25 protein-coding genes and 1 pseudogene are annotated in these 18442 nt (G+C 59.3%); 25 read left to right on the top strand and 1 reads right to left on the bottom strand.

The genetic code is table 11. The features are described from left to right. Positions 1-5 precede the first annotated feature (5 nt). The 25 genes and pseudogenes from yqeB to ACEG18_RS05400 all read left to right on the top strand — a co-directional run bounded on the left by yqeB (position 6) and on the right by ACEG18_RS05400 (position 15978). Complete coding sequence (gene yqeB / locus ACEG18_RS05520; protein WP_372541658.1) at positions 6-800, top strand: selenium-dependent molybdenum cofactor biosynthesis protein YqeB; 795 nt, start codon at positions 6-8, stop codon at positions 798-800. Between the two features lie 9 nt (positions 801-809). Then, positions 810-1853 carry an XdhC family protein gene (locus ACEG18_RS05515; protein ID WP_372541656.1) on the top strand — a complete coding sequence of 348 codons (1044 nt, stop codon included), beginning with the start codon at positions 810-812 and terminating at the stop codon, positions 1851-1853. Between the two features lie 246 nt (positions 1854-2099). Then, positions 2100-2165: pseudogene (locus tag ACEG18_RS05510) on the top strand (zinc-ribbon domain-containing protein); the annotation flags it as partial. A 90-nt stretch (positions 2166-2255) separates the two neighbouring features. Beyond that, positions 2256-3299, top strand: a complete 1044-nt coding sequence (locus tag ACEG18_RS05505) for a hypothetical protein (RefSeq protein WP_372541844.1) — start codon at positions 2256-2258, stop codon at positions 3297-3299. A gap of 269 nt (positions 3300-3568) precedes the next feature. Next, on the top strand, positions 3569-4126 hold the full coding sequence (rplE, locus tag ACEG18_RS05500; RefSeq protein ID WP_006235260.1) for a 50S ribosomal protein L5: 558 nt from the start codon (positions 3569-3571) through the stop codon (positions 4124-4126). Positions 4127-4205: 79 nt separating this feature from the next. Next, entirely contained in the window at positions 4206-4391 is a 186-nt protein-coding gene (locus tag ACEG18_RS05495) for a type Z 30S ribosomal protein S14 (protein WP_022094280.1), read from the top strand. Between the two features lie 119 nt (positions 4392-4510). Then, entirely contained in the window at positions 4511-4909 is a 399-nt protein-coding gene (gene rpsH, locus ACEG18_RS05490) for a 30S ribosomal protein S8 (RefSeq protein ID WP_006235262.1), read from the top strand. Positions 4910-4942: 33 nt separating this feature from the next. After that, entirely contained in the window at positions 4943-5479 is a 537-nt protein-coding gene (rplF, locus tag ACEG18_RS05485) for a 50S ribosomal protein L6 (RefSeq protein ID WP_006235263.1), read from the top strand. Positions 5480-5554: 75 nt separating this feature from the next. After that, positions 5555-5923, top strand: a complete 369-nt coding sequence (rplR, locus tag ACEG18_RS05480) for a 50S ribosomal protein L18 (protein ID WP_055252235.1) — start codon at positions 5555-5557, stop codon at positions 5921-5923. Between the two features lie 14 nt (positions 5924-5937). Continuing rightward, positions 5938-6462: a 30S ribosomal protein S5 gene (gene rpsE / locus ACEG18_RS05475; protein ID WP_006235265.1), complete on the top strand. Its 525-nt coding sequence runs from the start codon at positions 5938-5940 to the stop codon at positions 6460-6462. A gap of 2 nt (positions 6463-6464) precedes the next feature. Next, positions 6465-6647 carry a 50S ribosomal protein L30 gene (rpmD, locus tag ACEG18_RS05470; protein ID WP_006235266.1) on the top strand — a complete coding sequence of 61 codons (183 nt, stop codon included), beginning with the start codon at positions 6465-6467 and terminating at the stop codon, positions 6645-6647. A 3-nt stretch (positions 6648-6650) separates the two neighbouring features. Next, entirely contained in the window at positions 6651-7100 is a 450-nt protein-coding gene (gene rplO, locus ACEG18_RS05465; RefSeq protein WP_006235267.1) for a 50S ribosomal protein L15, read from the top strand. Continuing rightward, positions 7094-8380, top strand: a complete 1287-nt coding sequence (gene secY, locus ACEG18_RS05460; RefSeq protein ID WP_022094278.1) for a preprotein translocase subunit SecY — start codon at positions 7094-7096, stop codon at positions 8378-8380. Before rplO ends, secY begins: the two co-directional genes overlap by 7 nt. Before the next feature lie 18 nt (positions 8381-8398). Then, positions 8399-9025: an adenylate kinase gene (locus ACEG18_RS05455; RefSeq protein WP_006235269.1), complete on the top strand. Its 627-nt coding sequence runs from the start codon at positions 8399-8401 to the stop codon at positions 9023-9025. Next, positions 9022-9810: a type I methionyl aminopeptidase gene (gene map / locus ACEG18_RS05450; RefSeq protein WP_372541652.1), complete on the top strand. Its 789-nt coding sequence runs from the start codon at positions 9022-9024 to the stop codon at positions 9808-9810. Before ACEG18_RS05455 ends, map begins: the two co-directional genes overlap by 4 nt. 104 nt (positions 9811-9914) lie before the next feature. Then, positions 9915-10133: a translation initiation factor IF-1 gene (gene infA, locus ACEG18_RS05445; RefSeq protein WP_035137443.1), complete on the top strand. Its 219-nt coding sequence runs from the start codon at positions 9915-9917 to the stop codon at positions 10131-10133. 147 nt (positions 10134-10280) lie between these two features. Beyond that, positions 10281-10394 (top strand): 50S ribosomal protein L36, encoded by a 114-nt coding sequence (rpmJ, locus tag ACEG18_RS05440; RefSeq protein ID WP_006363204.1) that lies wholly within the window; start codon positions 10281-10283, stop codon positions 10392-10394. A 14-nt stretch (positions 10395-10408) separates the two neighbouring features. Further along, on the top strand, positions 10409-10783 hold the full coding sequence (gene rpsM, locus ACEG18_RS05435; protein ID WP_022094275.1) for a 30S ribosomal protein S13: 375 nt from the start codon (positions 10409-10411) through the stop codon (positions 10781-10783). 14 nt (positions 10784-10797) lie between these two features. Next, positions 10798-11202, top strand: coding sequence for a 30S ribosomal protein S11 (rpsK, locus tag ACEG18_RS05430; protein WP_006235274.1), 405 nt, complete (start codon positions 10798-10800; stop codon positions 11200-11202). 19 nt (positions 11203-11221) lie between these two features. Continuing rightward, the gene (gene rpsD / locus ACEG18_RS05425; protein ID WP_006235275.1) at positions 11222-11818 is read left to right on the top strand and encodes a 30S ribosomal protein S4; all 597 of its coding nucleotides are present in this window, start codon (positions 11222-11224) and stop codon (positions 11816-11818) included. 32 nt (positions 11819-11850) lie between these two features. Then, complete coding sequence (locus ACEG18_RS05420) at positions 11851-12792, top strand: DNA-directed RNA polymerase subunit alpha (RefSeq protein WP_006235276.1); 942 nt, start codon at positions 11851-11853, stop codon at positions 12790-12792. Between the two features lie 30 nt (positions 12793-12822). Beyond that, positions 12823-13290 carry a 50S ribosomal protein L17 gene (gene rplQ / locus ACEG18_RS05415; RefSeq protein ID WP_055287451.1) on the top strand — a complete coding sequence of 156 codons (468 nt, stop codon included), beginning with the start codon at positions 12823-12825 and terminating at the stop codon, positions 13288-13290. A 91-nt stretch (positions 13291-13381) separates the two neighbouring features. Beyond that, on the top strand, positions 13382-14206 hold the full coding sequence (gene truA, locus ACEG18_RS05410) for a tRNA pseudouridine(38-40) synthase TruA (RefSeq protein WP_117769427.1): 825 nt from the start codon (positions 13382-13384) through the stop codon (positions 14204-14206). 203 nt (positions 14207-14409) lie between these two features. Beyond that, positions 14410-15408, top strand: a complete 999-nt coding sequence (locus tag ACEG18_RS05405) for a glycosyltransferase family 2 protein (RefSeq protein ID WP_147332628.1) — start codon at positions 14410-14412, stop codon at positions 15406-15408. A 132-nt stretch (positions 15409-15540) separates the two neighbouring features. Continuing rightward, positions 15541-15978 carry an arginine repressor gene (locus ACEG18_RS05400; protein ID WP_006235280.1) on the top strand — a complete coding sequence of 146 codons (438 nt, stop codon included), beginning with the start codon at positions 15541-15543 and terminating at the stop codon, positions 15976-15978. Positions 15979-16166: 188 nt separating this feature from the next. Here ACEG18_RS05400 and ACEG18_RS05395 read toward each other — a convergent pair whose 3' ends face one another. Next, entirely contained in the window at positions 16167-18389 is a 2223-nt protein-coding gene (locus ACEG18_RS05395; RefSeq protein ID WP_349100645.1) for a transglycosylase domain-containing protein, read from the bottom strand. Positions 18390-18442 lie beyond the last annotated feature (53 nt).

The following is an 18442-nucleotide window of genomic DNA, read 5'->3' as shown; positions in this document are numbered from 1 at the left end:
CGGGAATGCTCGTTTATGTTCGCGGCGCCGGCGATATCGCCACGGGCGTCGCCGCTCGCTTGGTGCGCTCCGGCGTGTCGGTCGTTATGGCCGATATCGCGGTTCCCACGTGCATCCGCCGCACAATCAGTTTTTGCGAGGCCATTCGCCTGGGCGATGTCCAGGTCGAAGGCATTCGCGCTCGCTTGGCACAGACGCCGGCAGAGGCGCTTGCGATTACCGAGGCTGGAGACGTCGCCGTCGTGGTAGACCCCCAGGCCAAGATGCTCGGCGAGCTGAAACCCGCGGCTGTGGTCGACGCGATTCTGGCCAAGCGCAACTTGGGTACCACGCGCGACATGGCGCCTGCCGTCATCGCCGTGGGGCCGGGCTTTACCGCGCCGGTTGACTGCGACGCCGTGGTCGAGACCATGCGCGGTCATTTCCTCGGCCGCGTCATCACCCAGGGCTCGCCCCAACCCAATACGGGCGTGCCGGGCATCATCGCCGGCTATGGCAAAGAGCGCGTTATCCACAGCCCCGCCGCCGGTGTGTTTCGGTCCGGCCGCGCAATCGGCGACATCGTGAGCGCCGGAGACGTGATCGGCTATGCGGGTGATACTCCCATGTGCACGCAGATTGACGGCTGCTTGCGCGGCCTTTTGGCCGACGGCGTTCAGGTGACCGAGGGCTTTAAGTGCGCCGACGTCGACCCGCGCGGCGATGCCAGCTATATCAACTATATTTCGGACAAGGCGACGTCGGTCGGCGGCGGCGTACTCGAGGCGCTCGCCATGCTCACCGGTGTATTCCAGGGATAGGAAATTGCAATGGAAAAGCTCGATGTGGTGAATGCTGCGCTTGGCGCTCTGAAGGCTGGTAAGACGTGCGAGTTGGTGGTAGTTGCCGGCACGGCAGGGTCGTCACCGCGCGGTGTGGGCGCATGGATGACTGTCTTTGCCGACGGCAGCCAGGCGGGCACCATCGGCGGCGGCAAGATTGAGCTCTTTGCGCTGGATGAGGCGCGCGAGCTCCTGAGCGCGGGACAGTCGCGTCTGGTCCGCTACACCATGGGTGGCGAGAACTCCGATACCGGCATGATCTGCGGCGGAGCCATCTGCCTGTGCTACCTGCATCTGGATGCGACTCAGGCGCCGTTGTTCCAGGAAATCGCCGACGTCTTGGCCTATCGGCGCATCGGCGACTTCGTCATCGACTTTGAGCCGTTTGTCATCCAGGCCCTCGAGGGCGATGTGGCCGAGTACCATGGCGAGGCATCGCGCCATACCATTGCCGGCTGCCCCGGGCTTTCGCTGGTGGAGGAGGGGAGTAAGGTCACCTACACCAACGCGGCCTCCGAGATTCCCGCGGCGCACATTGAGACGCTCTGCCCCGAGGGCCTGACCTACATCTTTGGCTGCGGACATGTGGGCGCTGCGACGGCGCGCGTGCTCACGGCGGCGGGCTTTGCCGTCGTGGCGTGCGACGACCGCCCCGGCACGCTGACCCCCGATTGGGTGCCCGGTGTCTACGATCGTCGCCTGGTCGATTACAAGAACCTGAGCGAGCTGTGTCCCATCGGCCCGCGCGACTTGGTGGTCGTGGCCACAGCGGGCCACAAGTCCGATATCGACGTGGTGATTCAGGCCATGCGCGCCAAACCTGCCTATCTGGGCTGCTTGGGCTCGCGCCGCAAGACGGCCTTTGTGCGCGCCCGCCTGGAGCAGGAGGGCTTTACGCAGGAACAGATCGATGGGCTGCACCTTCCGATCGGCGTTGCCATCGAGGCGGAGGATCCCGAAGAGATCGCCATCTCCATCGCCGCCGAGATGATCCACCTGCGCCGCACCAAACTCGTCCCCCGCAAGCGCTAATCGCGTTCCCATCAATAAGTTGCGGTGAAATACGGACTGTTTAAGCCTGTTAAGCCGTCAAACAGTCCCTATTTCACCGCAACTTATTTGGGGATGGCTGGATGCTGAGGCTTTACCCGGCAATGTTGCGCAACAACGTTTGGCAGTTCGCTCCTAGCATACGCTTTGAAGAGATTGTGCTCCGCTCTATGTGCGGGCGCTCAAACATGCCCGTCTTGAACGGGCGTCGAACGAGGGGGAGCTTGGATGTTCTGCCGAAACTGTGGGTCGAAAATCGAGGACGGAGCCCAGTTCTGCGCCGTATGCGGCGCATCCGTCTTGCCCGAGAATCAGACGCAAACGGGAGGGGCGAGCTCTTCGCCTATTGACGCTGCGGTATGCACTGGGTCGCAGCAAGTCGATATGGCGGCAGAGGCGGTCGCGTCCAGCCCCAAACGTTCCAAGAAGCCGTTCATCATCGCTGCCGTCGTGGTGGCGCTGCTCGCCGTGGGTGGCGGAGTCGGTTATTACTTTGGTATCTATGCACCCGAGCAGGCGCGCGAGGCTGCCGAACAAGAGGCCCTTGCCGCAAAGCACGCCGTGCGGTTTGCGGTCTCGGCCGAGGGGTGGGACACATCGGCCGGCGCGAGCAGGCTGCCGCTGCACATCACCGGTAAGGAGGCGCGCGGCAAGAAGGTCGACGTCGTTCGCTATGTCGACAGCACGGGAGCGGGCGTCGAGCTCCGTCGCGGCAGCTATAAGGCCGAGGTCGCGGCCTCGCCCATTGCGGCCGATGGCACCATCTACGCCGTGCCGGGCGAAAAGGTCGACGTCAAGGTTGGCAAGAAGGCGGAGGGCAAAAAGAGCATCGATGCCGGCAACGTTTCGCTCGCCCCGATCGAGGCAACCGAGGTGACCGACGACGAGGTTACCGCCGCCAAGAAGTACGCCGAGGAAGACGCAGACGCCAAGAAGGCGGGCTTTTCTTTTGATGCCGACGCATTGGCCCAAGCGGCAACCAAGCGCCGCGATGACGCCGTAGCCGCCAAGCAAGCCGAGGAAGAAGCCAAGCGCCAGGCGGAAGAAGCAAAGCAAGCAAGAACCATCGAAACTGACGATTATACGATGGTTTTGCCAGACTGGTTCCCGATTGATGAGTTTAAAATCACCACAACTACTGGCTACCTCGACTGCTTGTTCGTAAATGTCTCTCGAGCAGGTACCAATAATTTAGATTACCCCGCTAATTTCCGCATCATCAGCGGTACAAGTGTTGGAAATGCGATCTGTGATGGCGCTTTCGCCAAAGATCTTGGCAAGACATCAAACGGGCATGTCGTCTGGCTTCATGGCGGGTCGATACATCCGAATAAATACACCGAAAGCGGAGTGGAAGCAGACGACGCCTTTGGCATGCCGGCGGAAGACTACGCCAACATCCTCGCCTCGTGCATCACGCTCAAGTAAGCGGCACGTTCTAGCCAAAACAATCCCTATTTCACCGCAACTGCTTTTTGGGATCCATTTGTGCGGGGGAGTTGTGGAGTTGTGCAGGCAGACGAGGTTTTTCTGGAAATACGCTCCCGATGCGCGTATAGTACCGATTGTTTTGTCGGCTCCTGCTGCGTCGAGTCCAAACCGCAAAATGCCATGAGCGGTGCGGATGCAGTCAGGAGGCACGAGGACAACCCACCGTGGCCACGCCCCGTGCTTAAAACCCCAAGAAGGAGTGAACAATGGCAGAAGAGAAGTATGTGCCGCGTCTGAAGACCAAGTACAACAACGAGGTCAAGCAGCAGCTTCAGGACAAGTTCCAGTACGAGAACGTCATGATGATCCCCAAGTTTGAGAAGATCGTCGTGAACATGGGTGTCGGCGAGGCCGCTACCGATTCCAAGGCCATCGACGGTGCCGTGCGCGACCTGCGCGCCATCACCGGCCAGCAGCCGATGATCACCCGTGCCCGTAAGTCCATCGCTACCTTCCGCCTGCGCGCTGGTATGCCGATCGGCTGCAAGGTTACCCTGCGTGGCGACCGTATGTGGGAGTTCTTCGATCGTCTGACCTCCGTCGCGATCCCCCGTATCCGCGACTTCCGCGGCATCTCCGCCAAGAGCTTCGACGGCCGTGGTAACTTCTCCATGGGCGTCACCGAGCAGCTCATCTTCCCCGAGATTGACTTCGACTCCGTCGATCACCAGCGTGGTATGGACATCACTTTCGTGACCACCGCCAACACCGATGAGGAGGCCAAGGCCCTTCTGGACGCCTTCGGTTTCCCGTTCAAGAAATAGGTTCACCTGCCCTAAAAGCGCCGTTTCCACAAGGGAGCGGCGCTTGGGGCGAACAATACTCTATGTGAGGAGGATATAAGTGGCTAAGACATCGATGATCGTCAAGTGCAATCGCAAGCAGAAGTTCTCTACTCGTGAGTACACGCGCTGCCAGCGCTGCGGCCGTCCGCACTCTGTGTACCGCAAGTTCGGCCTGTGCCGTGTCTGCTTCCGTGAGCTTGCACTCAAGGGCGAGCTTCCCGGCGTTAAGAAGGCCAGCTGGTAAGTCACTACCAGCGTTTCAAGCATCCGTTTGGAACAGGGAAAACGCGCTAGTTAGGCTTTGCCGTTAAGGGCGGCGAAGAACCAAGAGCACGTGTTCATCAAGAACGAAGGAGAATCTGTATGAACCTTACAGACCCGATCGCAGATATGCTTACGCGCATCCGTAACGCTAACTCTGTGAACAAGGCCACGGTCTCCATGCCGAGCAGCAAGAAGCTCGTCGAGATCGCTCGTGTTCTGCACGAGGAGGGCTACATCGAGGGCTACGATGTCGAGGACACCGTTCCCCAGAAGACTCTGCACATCACGCTTAAGTATGGTCCCAAGAAGGCTAAGGTCATCAACGGCATCCGCCGCATTTCCAAGCCGGGCCTGCGTAAGTACACCGGCGTTGCCGACATGCCCCGCGTCCGCGGTGGCCTTGGTACCGCCATTATTTCCACCAGCCATGGCGTCATGACCGACCGCGATGCTCGCAAGCACAACGTCGGCGGCGAGATCATCGCTTACGTCTGGTAATTCGCTCGGTAGGTAGAAGGAAAGGAGATCACCGTGTCTCGTATCGGTAATAAGCCTGTCCAGATTCCCGCCGGAGTCGAAGTGGCAGTCAACGGCAACAACGTTGTCGTCAAGGGCCCCAAGGGCCAGCTCGAGCTCGATGTCTTTGAGAAGCTCGCTATCAACGTCGAGGACAACGTCCTCACCGTTTCCCGTCCCGACGACGAGCGTGAGACCCGTGCCCGCCACGGCCTCACCCGCGCCCTCATCCACAACATGGTTGTCGGCGTTTCCGAGGGCTTCGAGAAGAAGCTCGAGCTCGCCGGCGTCGGTTACCGCGTGCAGCAGAAGGGTAAGAACCTCGAGTTCTCCCTGGGCTTCTCGCACCCCGTGATCGTCGAGGCTCCCGAGGGCATTACCTTCGAGGTTCCCGACAACACCCACGTGAACGTCAAGGGTATCAACAAGCAGCAGGTCGGTCAGATCGCCGCTGAGATCCGCGGTCATCGTCCTCCCGAGCCTTACAAGGGCAAGGGTATCCACTATGTTGGCGAGCACATCCGCCGCAAGCTGGGTAAGGCCGCCAAGTAGTCGTAACCGACTCACTCGCATAAGACCAGCACCCCGTCAGGTGCTGGCAAGATCAACCTTTTTAGGAGTTTACGTATGAACAAGCATAAGGCGAAGCTGGAAGGCCTCAAGCGTCGTCAGCGTCGTGTTCGCGGCAAGGTCTCGGGTACCGCCGAGCGTCCGCGTCTTCGCGTGACCCGTACTAACGCCAACATCTATGCCCAGATCATCGACGACAGCAAGGGCTCCAGCCTGACGCTCGTCTCGGCCTCGACCCTCGAGGCCGAGTTCAAGGGCACCCACACCTCGAACAAGGAGGCTGCGGAGAAGGTCGGTCAGCTCGTTGGCAAGCGCGCCATCGAGGCCGGCATCACCAAGGTCGCCTTCGATCGTGGTGGCCGTATCTACCATGGCCGCGTCAAGGCCCTCGCCGACGGTGCTCGTGCCGCCGGTCTCGAGTTCTAGGAGGTATGTAGCACATGGCTCGTAATCAGAAGCAGCAGCGCGAGGCCTCCGAGTTCGAGGAGCGCGTCGTTTACATCAACCGCGTGTCGAAGACCGTCAAGGGTGGTCGTCGCATGAGCCTCGTCGCTCTCGTCGTCGTTGGCGACGGCAAGGGCAACGTCGGCGTTGGCATGGGCAAGTCCGCTGAGGTGCCCATGGCCATCTCCAAGGCATCTCTCGATGCCAAGAAGAACATGTTCCACGTGCCGGTGACCGAGCAGGGCACCATCCCGCACGAGGTTCTCGGCCACTTTGGTGCCGGCCGCATCATCATCAAGCCCGCTGTCGAGGGTACCGGCGTTATCGCCGGCGGCGCTGTGCGTCCCCTCTTTGAGCTTGCTGGCATCAAGAACGTCCTGTCCAAGTCCCTCGGTACCGACAACGGCCTCAACATCATCAAGGCTGCCGTCGAGGGCCTCAAGGAGCTCTCCAGCCCTGAGGACGTCGCGGCTCGCCGTGGCCTGACGGTCTCCGAGATGTTCGTCGGTAAGGAGAACTAAGCATGGCTGACACCATCAAGATCAAGCAGGTCCGCAGCACCAACGGTTGCAAGCAGGACCAGGTCCGTACTGTCCGTGCCCTCGGTCTCCACAGGATCCGCGAGGTTCGCGAGATTGCTGACAACGAGTCCGTCCGCGGCATGATCTTCAAGGTCAAGCACCTTGTCGAGATTGTAGAGGAGTAGCAAATGCAGCTTCACGATCTTACTCCCGCGCCCGGTTCCACCAAGAACCGCAAGCGCGTCGGCCGTGGCAATTCTTCGGGTCACGGCACCACTTCTGGCCGCGGTCAGAAGGGCCAGGGTTCCCGCTCTGGTGGCACCAAGGGTGCCGGCTTCGAGGGTGGCCAGACTCCGCTGGCTATGCGCCTGCCCAAGCTTCCGGGCTTCCGTAACCCCCGTCGTATCGAGTACACCGCTGTTAACGTTGAGCGTCTCGAGCGTAAGTTCGAGGACGGCGCTGTGATCGACGGTGCCGCTCTTAAGGCCGCTCGCATCACCAAGAGCGAGTTCGAGCCCGTCAAGGTGCTCGGCAATGGTGAGCTCACCAAGAAGTTCACGGTCAAGGTCGACAAGGTCAGCGCTTCTGCGCAGGCCAAGATCGAGGCCGCCGGCGGAAAGGTCGAGCTGCCGTGCTAAATGGTCTTAAGAATGCTTTCCGCATCAAAGAATTGCGCGAAAAGATTCTTTTTACCATAGCTATGCTCGTCGTGTACCGCATTGGTGCGCACGTTCCTGTGCCCGGCATTCCCTTCCAGGGGATGCTGGGCCTTTTCTCGACCGATAACAATTCGGTCGCCGCAGGTGCTATGGCCCTCCTGAATCTTTTCTCTGGCGGCGCGTTGAGCTATGTGTCGGTGTTTTCGCTGGGCATCATGCCTTACATCACCAGCTCGATCATCCTCCAGATGCTCCAGGCCGTCGTGCCTTCCCTGCATGAGCTTGCTCGCGAGGGCGAGGTCGGTCAGACCAAGATTACGCAGTATTCGCGTTACCTCACCCTGGCTCTGGCAATCCTCAACTCCGTTGGTTACCTCTTCCTCTTTAAGAGCTTCGGCATCAGCTTCAATGGCGCTGGCGCTCCCGAGATCATCTTCGACCTCATGATCGTCGGCACGCTCACTGCGGGCGCCATGCTGATCATGTGGATTGGTGAGCTCATCACCCAGCGCGGTATCGGCAATGGCATGTCGCTGATCATCTTTGCGAACATCATGGCCGGTCTGCCGCAGGCTATCTTCTCCAGCACCGAGGGCAATGCCGGTGGCATCATCACCATGGTGATCATCTGCGCCATCATCCTGCTGGTTATCCCGTTGATTGTTTTCCTTGAGCGCGGCCAGCGCCGCATCCCGGTCTCCTACGCTAAGCGCGTCGTGGGCCGTCGCATGATGGGTGGCCAGACCACCTACCTGCCCATCAAGGTCAACACCGCGGGTGTCGTGCCGATCATCTTCGCTTCGGCGCTGCTGTACTTCCCGGCTCAGATTGCCGTGTTCTTCCCCGGCATCGGCTGGATCCAGGCAGTTGCCTCTGCGCTTTCGCGCGGCTGGCTCAACTGGGTGCTTAACGTTGTCCTCATCGTGTTTTTCGCGTACTTCTACACGTCCATGGTGTTCAACCCCGATGACACGGCCGACAACCTTAAGAAGCAGGGCGGCTTTATTCCGGGCGTGCGTCCGGGTAGGGCTACCGCGGCCTACATCAAGAACGCGCTCAACAAGATTACGCTTCCCAGCGCTGTCTTTTTGGCGCTCATCGCCATCGTGCCTTCGATCATCTTCTCCTTTACGGGTAACCAGCTAATCCAGGCATTTGGCGGCACGTCCATCCTCATCATGGTCGGCGTCGTGCTCGACACGGTCGATAAGCTCGAAGGCCAGATCAAGATGTATGATTACGATGGATTCTTTAAATAGGCTAGAGGAGGATTGCTCATGAACCTCGTATTGCTCGGAGCTCCGGGTGCCGGTAAGGGTACCGTCGCACAGGAGCTCGTCGCCGAGTTTGGCGTCGCTCACATTTCCACGGGCGACCTGCTGCGTGCTGCCGTCAAGGGTGGCACCGAGCTTGGTATTCAGGCTAAGAAGTACATGGACGCTGGCGAGCTCGTTCCCGATCAGCTCGTGATCGACCTTGTCAAGGAGCGCCTTGCCGCCGATGACGCCCAGCAGGGCTTCATCCTCGACGGCTTCCCGCGCAACACCGCCCAGGCCGTGACGCTCGATTCCGAGCTCTCCGCCATGGGTCGCGAGATCGACTGCGCCCTTCTGGTCGATGTGGCCCCCGAGGTCATTATCGATCGTCTGTCTTCGCGTCGCACCTGCCGCGCCTGCGGTTACACCGGCACCGCTGCCGATGCTACCTGCCCCAAGTGTGGCGGTGAGATGTATCAGCGCGACGACGACAAGCCCGAGACCATCAAGAACCGTCTCGACGTCTACGAGAAGTCCACGAGCCCGCTCGTCGACTACTATCGTGGCCAGGGTCTGCTCAAGTCGGTCAACGGTGACCAGGCTCGCGAGACCGTGTACGGGGATGTCAAAGAGGCTCTCGGTCTATGATCAAGATTAAGTCTGCAACGCAAATCGAGCAGATGAAGAAGGCAGGAGCGCTATCTAAGATGGCGCTCCGCCACGTTGGAGCCATGGTGCGCCCCGGCGTTTCGACTTTTGAGCTCGATCAGCTCGCGGAGCAGATTATCCGCATGCTTGGTGGCACCCCAGCCTTTAAGGGTTACGGCGGGTTTCCCGGAACCATTTGCGCATCGATTAACGATGCCGTGGTACACGGTATTCCCAACCCCGACATGATCCTGCGCGATGGCGATATCATCTCCATCGATACGGGAGCCGTTGTCGACGGTTGGGTCGGCGATAACGCTTGGACGTTTTTCGTCGGCACCCCCACGCCCGAAGCCAAGGCTTTGTGCGAGATCACGCGCGATTGCCTTAAGGCTGCCATCGAGCAGGCTGTTCCCGGTAACCATATCGGGGACGTCGGTTATGCCGTTCAGTCCCTCGCCGAGTCTCACGGTTACGGCGTGCTTCGCGATTATGTGGGCCATGGCATTGGCCGCGTGATGCACGAGGACCCCAACGTTCCTAACTATGGAAAGAAGGGGAGGGGCGTTCGCCTCCAGGCCGGCATGGTCATTGCCATCGAGCCGATGGTTACGATGGGTTCCAACCATGTGAGCACGGGCTCCGACGGTTGGATCGTCACGACCAACGACCACCTGCCCGCCGCGCACTACGAGAACACCGTCGCCATTACCAATGACGGTCCGGTGATTCTGACCACGGATGCCCAAGGTGCTTGGTGTTCGCTCCAAGGCGGAGAAATGTAACAAGTTCCACTTAGTTGTGGAGCCATTACGAAGTTATTACGATGCGTGCATACGTGTTGTAGAATACTCAATCGCTGTCGTTTTCTAGAGAAAGATGATTGCTTGTGAAGAAGGAAGACGCAATTGAGCTCGAGGGTACGGTAAAAGAGCCGCTGCCCAACGCCATGTTTAAGGTCGAGCTCGAGAACGGTCATTCGGTTCTGTGCAACATTTCTGGCAAGATCCGAATGAATTACATCCGCATTCTCCCCGGTGACAGGGTTGTCGTGGAGCTTTCCCCGTACGACCTGACCCGCGGCCGCATCACCTATCGCTATAAATAGCGGCACGCATACACGCTCTTTTCCGACTGCAGGCTTAGCTCAACCTACGGTCGGTTTGCGTGTGAAGACCAGCCATAGTTTTAAACGCCTGCGGCTGGGCGAGTAGATAGTAGGGAAGTAGTTTGAGCGCTACCGAAAGGAAGAACGATGAAGGTACGTCCTTCGGTCAAGAAGATGTGCGATAAGTGCAAAATCATTAGGCGCCATGGCAAGGTCCTCGTCATTTGCGAGAATCCCCGTCATAAGCAGCGTCAGGGTTAAGAGAGGAGACTACGTTGGCCCGTATTAATGGTGTCGACCTCCCGCGTGAGAAGCGCGTTGAGATCGGTCTGACCTACATTTACGGCATCGGCCGCACCACTGCGACGAAGATTTGCGTCGAGTGCAACGTTAACGTGGATACGCGCGTTAAGGACCTCACCGAGGATGAGGTTAACGCCATCCGTGATTATATCGATAAGAACCAGATCATGGTTGAGGGCGACCTCCGCCGTGAGCGCAACCAGAACGTCAAGCGCCTTATGGACATCGGCTGCAACCGCGGCCTTCGTCACCGCAAGGGCCTCCCGGTCCGCGGCCAGCGCACCCACACTAACGCTCGTACCCGCAAGGGCCCGAAGCGTCAGATCGGTGCTAAGAAGAAGAAATAAGGAGCGCTAGATAGATGGCTACTGCTAAGAAGAACGTTCGCGCTGCCCGTCTGAAGCGCGCGGACCGTAAGAACATTTCCGTGGGCCAGGCTCACATTCGTTCTACGTTCAACAACACTATCGTTTCGATCACCGATCCCCAGGGCAACGTCATTTCCTGGAAGTCGGCTGGCCAGGTGGGCTTCAAGGGCTCCCGTAAGTCCACGCCGTTCGCTGCCCAGATGGCTGCCGAGGCTGCTGCCAAGCAGGCCATGGAGCACGGTATGAAGAAGGTTTCCGTCTTCGTCAAGGGCCCCGGCTCCGGTCGTGAGACCGCCATCCGCTCCCTCCAGGCTGCTGGCCTCGAGGTCTCGAGCATCCAGGACAAGACCCCCATTCCGCACAACGGCTGCCGCCCCAAGAAGCGTCGCCGCGTGTAACTGAAAGGATCGTATCAATATGGCAATCGACAGGACTCCTGTTCTTAAGCGCTGCCGTCAGCTCGGGATCGATCCCGCTGAGCTCGGTTACAGCAGCAAGAAGGAATCTATCCGTCAGCCCAAGCGCCGTCGCAAGGAATCTGAGTACGGCATGCAGCTGCGCGAGAAGCAGAAGGTCAAGTTCATCTATGGCGTTCTGGAGAAGCAGTTCCACGGCTACTTCAACAAGGCCCGTAAGATGAACGGCGTCACCGGTGAGAACCTCATGATCATTCTTGAGTCTCGCCTCGACAACGTCGTCTTCCGTCTTGGCTTCGCCCGCACCCGCAAAGAGGCTCGTCAGTCCGTCCGTCACGGTCACTTCACCGTGAACGGCAAGCGCGTGGACATCCCGTCCTACCGCGTCAAGGCCGGCGACGTCGTCGCTGTCGGCGAGAAGTTCCGTGACCTCCTCCCCATCAAGGAGGCTCTGATTTCCTCCGAGCGCTTTGAGGTCCCTGGCTGGCTCGAGGTCGATATCGAGAAGCTGTCTGGTAACGTGCTCGCTCTGCCGACGCGTGAGCAGATCAGCGGTGATATCAACGAGCAGCTCATCGTCGAGCTCTACTCTAAGTAGTCCATCCGGGCTGCTGAGGCTGGAGGTAATACATGTCAGAATTCATTAGGCCTCAGGTTCAGGTCGAAGAGATCAACGAGACGTCTGCTCGTGTCTCCGTCGAGCCGCTCGAGCGTGGCTACGGCGATACGCTGGGTAACTCCCTTCGTCGCGTTCTTCTGTCCTCGCTCGAGGGTGCCGCCGTCGAGGCTATTCAGATCGATGGCGCGCAGCACGAGTTCATGACCATCCCTAACATGGTCGAGGATGTCACCGACATCGTCCTGAATGTCAAGGGTCTTGTCTTCAGGGCTCTCGGCACGACCGACGAGGCGACCGCCACCATTTCGGTTGACGGCCCCTGCGAGGTCACCGGTGCGGACTTCTTTATTCCGTCCGAGTTTGAGCTGGTCAACCCCGAGCAGCACATCGCTACGCTCACCGAGGGTGGCCATCTCACCATGAGCATGCGCATCGGCTATGGCCGCGGCTATGTTTCTGGCGAGGCCAACAAACGCGACAACGATCCCATCGGTGTGATCCACGTCGACTCGCTGTACTCGCCGGTTTCCCGTTGCGCCAAGCTCGTTGAGGCTTGCCGTGTCGGTCAGCACACCGACTACGACCGCCTTGTCCTCGAGATCGAGACCAACGGCTCCATCGCCCCGCGCGACGCCGTGGTCCAGGCTGCCAATATCATTAACCAGCATATGGCTGCCTTTATGAACCTTGCCGAGACCCCCGAGGTCGAGGAGGAGGCTTCGATCTTCGCTCCCGAGGTCACCAACGACAACGCTGAGCTGGACAAGCAGATCGAGGATCTGGACCTTTCCGTCCGTTCTTACAACTGCCTTAAGCGCGCCAGCATTCACTCGGTCCGTCAGCTCGTTGAGTTCTCGGAGAACGATCTGCTCAACATCCGTAACTTCGGTGTTAAGTCGATCGAGGAAGTGAAGGACAAGCTTGAGTCCATGGGCCTGAGCCTGAAGGCTTAATGCTTCGCATATTTGAGGAGAAACTAGACCATGCGTCATAACGTTAAGAAGGGCCTGAAGCTCGGCACCGATGCGAGCCACACCAAGGCCATGAAGAAGAGCCTTGCTAAGGCCCTCTTCGAGAACGACCGCATCAAGACCACCGAGACCCGCGCTAAGGCGCTGCGTTCGGTCGTCGATCCGATCATCACCTGGGCCAAGAAGGGCGACCTGCACTCTCGTCGTCTGGCTATCGCCAAGCTCGGCGATAAGCAGCTCGTTGCCGAGATCTTCGACAAGGCTGCTCAGGGCATGTGGCAGGACCGCAACGGCGGTTACACCCGCATCATGAAGCTCGGTAACCGCAAGGGCGACAACGCTCCCATCGTTATCATGGAGCTCGTCACCGAGCCTTGCACGCCTAAGGCTAAGAAGGCTGCTCCGGCCCCCAAGAAGGCCGCTGCTCCCAAGAAGGTCGAGGCTGCCGAGGAGGCTCCTGCTGAGGAGACCGCTGAGTAGACAATCCGTCTGCATAGGCTATATTCGAGGGGTACGTTCGCGTACCCCTCTTTTTTGTCGCGATACCGTTGCTTGTTTGTTGGGAGCGCCCATGACTGCGCCGTCTGATTTCAATTCGATTTCCGAGCTTGACGCCACGCTCGTATTTCGCGTGGCCTATGATGGTTCGTCGTATAGCGGATTTGCCGTGCAGCCGGGACAGACGACGGTTGCGGGTGAGCTACGTCGAGCTATTGAGACGCTCCTGCGCCGTCCGATCGACCTGACGTGTGCGGGACGTACCGATGCCGGCGTGCATGCGGTGGCACAGTTTATCAGCGTGCCCGTAACGGACGCTGAGTTGGCTTTGACGCGCCGTAGGTGGCTGAGGGCTATGGATGCCCTCCTGCCCAAAGATATCGCCATAAACGAGGTCTACAAGGCCCGTAAAGGCTTTTCTGCACGCTTTGATGCGCGTTCCCGTACGTATACGTACCGTATTGCCGATCGCGACGCGCGCCCTGTGCTTTCGCGCGGTGCGGTGTGGTGGCATCGCTACCCATTGGATGTTGAGGCGATGTCTGCGGCCTGTCCCGCGCTGCTGGGCGAGCAGGACTTCAAGAGCTTTTGCAAGGTGGCGTCTGCCGTGGGCAAGCCCACGCACCGCTGCGTGATGCGTGCCGAGTTTGGCCATGAGGTTGCGTTTGGCGAGGACATCCTGACGTTTACCATCGAGGGCAATGCGTTTCTGCATTCGATGGTCCGCACGATCGTGGGCACGCTTGTCGAGATTGGCATGCATCGCCGTGAACCCGAGTGGATGCGCGAGGTCATCGATGCTTGCGACCGTACCGCTGCGGGCCCCACGGCTCCTGCCTGCGGCCTTACGTTTATGGGCGTGGATTACGATCCCGCCGAGCTTGTCGTGCTCGACTAGGGGAGGGCTCGGCGCGTCGTGCGTCGGCACCTGTCATCTGTGGGCTGCGCGTGTGCAACATCTGTTCTTGGCGTGCAATACAACCGGTGTCTCATTGCTTTTATTGCCGGGGTGTACCATGAACGACAGTTTGATTCACTGCTGTCGAGAGGACGGATAACTTGGTTCGACGTGGCTCGCATCCGCGACTTTCGGTGATCCTTGTGGTAGAAGGTTCGCCCAGCTATGCGATGCGTGCGCTCGAGAGTATCCAGAACCAAGACCTCTACGATTTGCAGATTGTCGTTGTCTGCCGCGATGCTGCGCCCGGTGTGCGCCATTCGCTTCAAGTTGCTGCCGACAGGGACATCCATATTGATTTGATTGACGTCGAGGACGCGAAGCGCGGCGCTTGTCTTCGTGCCGGTTTTGCTGCCTCGCGCGGCTCTCAAATCATCGCCATGAACGCCGATGAGTGGTTTGCTCCGCAGTCTCTTTCCAAGATGGTCGATATCGCGTGCGATACTACGGCAGACATAGTGCTCCCCACGGTGTCGCTCGACCGCTATGATGCACATCGAGAGCGCCATTCGCGCGTCTTGGATGCTGCTCATATTTCCATTGATAGCAAATCTTCGATGGTGACCGGGCTGTCCCAGTTGATTTTAGGCGGCCTAGTCGTTCAGACCTCTGGCGTGATGTATAGCCGTCCGCTGTTTGAGGCATGCCTTTTGTACGACAAGGCGTTTCGCACAGTTGGGTTTATGGCGTGCTCGCTCTCGCGGGCGCAGCGCGTCTCCGGATGCGGCGACGCTTGTTTCCACGCGGCGGCACCTAAGCTTACAGATGCCTTTGATCCCACCATGTATGCCAAGGTATCCGATGACACCCGGGCGCTCGACGAGCTTACGGACTCACTCTCGGAAGCAGATAGCGGTGGTCGGCTCAAGCTGGCAACCCAAAAGTTCTACTTTGCCGGACTGGTCGCCTGCATCGAGAATTTGTGTCTGAGCCCGCATGGGGTGTCGTCAATCGAGCGTTCCGCCCGTATGCGTGATATGCTCGAGGCGCCTCGAACCCGTCAGATGGTCGCCGCGCTCAAGGATAACCATCGGGGGCTCGGTCTGTTGTTTGGGCCGATCGCCAGCGCCAAGCCCGCGCGCTGCGTGATGTGTACGCATCTGGCAGCTTTTCTTAACCGGACGGGCGCAAAAACCGCCTAAACGGCTCATCTCGAAACAAATTTGCATAGAATTGTTTCGAAATGCGTTCTTATACACAAAAGCCTTCAAATAGCGTTAAACTATTCAATCACTGATTGATTGTCTCCGCCATCTTTTGGAGAGAGGGTTTGTATGGCTAAAAAACGCAATGGGCGCCAGGATGCCATTAGAGATATTGTGCGCAATAAGGACGTCCGCACGCAGCGCGTGCTGGTCGATGAGCTCCGCGCTATGGGCTTTGATTGCACGCAGGCGACTGTCTCTCGCGATATTGCCGATATGGGGCTGCGTAAGCTCCCTGAGGGCATCTATGTTCTGGCAGAGGACCTGCACCTGCAGCGTATGGTTTCCGAGCTCGTAACGGGCGTTCTGCGCACCGATAATCTGGTTATGATCAAGGCTCAGCCTGGCACGGCTTCCGGCATCGCCGCCGCCGTTGATGCGGCAGAGCTGCCCGATGTGCTTGGCTCGCTTGCCGGCAACGATACGATTTTGGTTATTGCCCAGACGGCCGAGGACGGCGAGCGTCTTGAGGCGCTGATCAATAAGCTGAGCAATTCTCGCAAGTAGGCGTGCGGGTCGTGCGCTCGGCACTGTGTGCGTGACATAGTGGCTTGTAAGGGGTATCGACGTTGGTCGGTACCCCCTTTTTTTGTTTGCCGGTATAAAGACCGCCCACCAGGTCGCTTTAAACTAAAAGGCCCCCGAGCAGTTTAATAAGCTGCTCGGGGGCCTTGTTGCTTATGGCCGGATGATTTCTAGCCGACCGTATCGTCAGGCGTGGGCGAGGGGTCGGGAGTAGGCGTAGGCGTAGGCGTAGGCGTAGGCGTAGGCGTAGGCGTAGGCGTGCCGCCATCGCCGCCGGTCGAACCACCAGTTGAGCCGCCCGTCGAGCCACCGGTCGTACCGGTGCCGCCGGTGGTGTCGCCACCCGTGGTCTCGGTGGTCGTGGTCGTCGTGGTAGTCGTTGTGGTAGTTTCCTCTTCGTCCTCGTTCTCGTCCTTGTCGTCGTTCTCCGTCTTCTTGGCGTTGTTGGTGCCGTAGAACTTCCAGACGCTGTTGTTCTTGTAGGTGGGCGCCGTTCCGGTCGCAAACTCCTCGCGCTCGGTACCGGTCAGAACGGTGTTCATAAACCGCTTAAAGACAGGCAGGTTGGTGCTGTCGCCCAGCAGGTCCGTGCCGTATTTTTGGATGGGGATCTCACCTGCGGAATAGCCGGTCCACAGGGCGCACGCCAGCTGCGGGGTATAGCCGCAGAACCACAGGTTGGTGGTGTTGTCGGTGGTGCCCGTTTTGCCGGCATAGGGCTGGTTGACGCTCAAGGCGCCGGCAGCACCCGTACCGCTGCCCTGCATGACGCCGGACAGAACATCGGTGACCGCGGCGGCCTCGCCCTCGGTAAGCACCTGTGAGGGATTGTCCGTGTGCTGGTACAGCACCGAACCGGTACGAGAGTCAATCTCGGTGATGGCGATCGGCTGGCGATAGTAGCCGCCGTTGGCAAACGTCGCGTAGGCGGCGGCCATCTCGAGCGGCGAGATGGAGCCGGTGCCGAGCGTCATGACGGGAACGTCCTCGATATTGTCCTTAGATGGATCGATGCCGAGCTTTTTGACGAGGGACATGATCTTGTTATTGCCGATAGCCTCTGCAACCTGGATATAGCCGGTGTTGGAGGAGTATGCCGTCGCCTGCTTGAGCGTGATGGTGCCGTAGCTCTGGTTGGCATAGTTTTGCACCTTGGTCGTGGTGCCCTTGGCTGTAAGAGGCGAGTTGCAATTGAGGGTGACGTTGGGGTTCATGCCGTTTTGGATGGCAGTGGCCAGCGTAAAGGCCTTAAACGTGGAGCCTACGGGACGCTTGGCCGTGGCGTGGTTCACGTGGTTCTCGTCGGCGTTATAGTCGTAGCCGCCCACCATGCACTTGATGTAGCCGGTCTTGGGGTCGACGACGACCATGCCCATGTCCAGGCCGTCGAGCGAAAGCGTGTCGAGCTGGGCGCGCACGGCCTCCTCGGCAGTCTGCTGCATGGTCGGGTCGATGGTGGTTTTGACGGTTAGGCCGCCCTTAAACAGCACGTCGGTGGAGAACTCCTGCTCCAGCAGCTGCTTAACATAGGCGACAAAGTAGGGCTGCGAATACACGTCGACGCCACTGCCCGAAATCTCGGTTACGTTGAGGGTGATGGGCTCTGCCTGCGCGGCGTCGTGCTCCTTCTGGGTGATGTGGCCCAGGCGCAGCATGTTATCGAGAACCTTGTTGCGGCGAGACAGTGCCAGATCGGGATTGACCGTGGGGTCGTACTGCGAAGGCGAGTTGGGAAGGCCGATGAGCAGCGCGGCCTCGCTCAGGGTGAGGTCGGCGGCGCTCTTGGACAGATAGGTTTCGGCTGCGGCCTCGATGCCGTAGGCACCGTGGCCGTAATAGATGGTGTTGAGGTACATCATGAGGATCTCGTCCTTGGAGTACATTTCCTCCATCTTGATGGCGATGTAGGCCTCGCGGACCTTACGCTCGATGGTCGAGTCGAACTGCTCCTCTTGCAGGATGGTGTTACGCACCAGCTGTTGAGTGATGGTCGAGGCGCCCTCGTGGCCACCGGAAAGGGTCGCCACCGCTGCGCGAGCAATGCCCCACAGGTCGATGCCGCCATGCTCGTAGAAGCGCTCGTCCTCGACGTCGACGGTGCCCTGCAGCACGTACGGGGAAACCTGGTCCTTGGTGATGGACTTGCGGTTTTGCGTGTAGAAGCTCGCGATCTTGTTGCCGTTGCAATCGACGATCTCGGTGGGTTCACTCACCAGATAGGCGTTGGCGTCGGTATAGTCGGGCAGATCGGACAGCCAACGATTGACGTTGCCGATCATGCCAATCCCAAACGCTACGCCCGCGATGAGCAAAAGGCCCAAGAACGAGAGCAGGATCATGGGCAGGGCATGCGTCTTGGAACGACTGCGCCCCTGTCGTTGGCGAGGACCCATATATTGACCTCCAGGTATGTCGTGCCGGGCGGCGGGTGCGCCGCTGGGGCAGG

The sequence above is a fragment of the Collinsella aerofaciens genome, assembly GCF_041537385.1.
Lineage (GTDB): Bacteria > Actinomycetota > Coriobacteriia > Coriobacteriales > Coriobacteriaceae > Collinsella > Collinsella aerofaciens_BV.
This window is presented reverse-complemented; position numbering and strand designations above follow the sequence as displayed.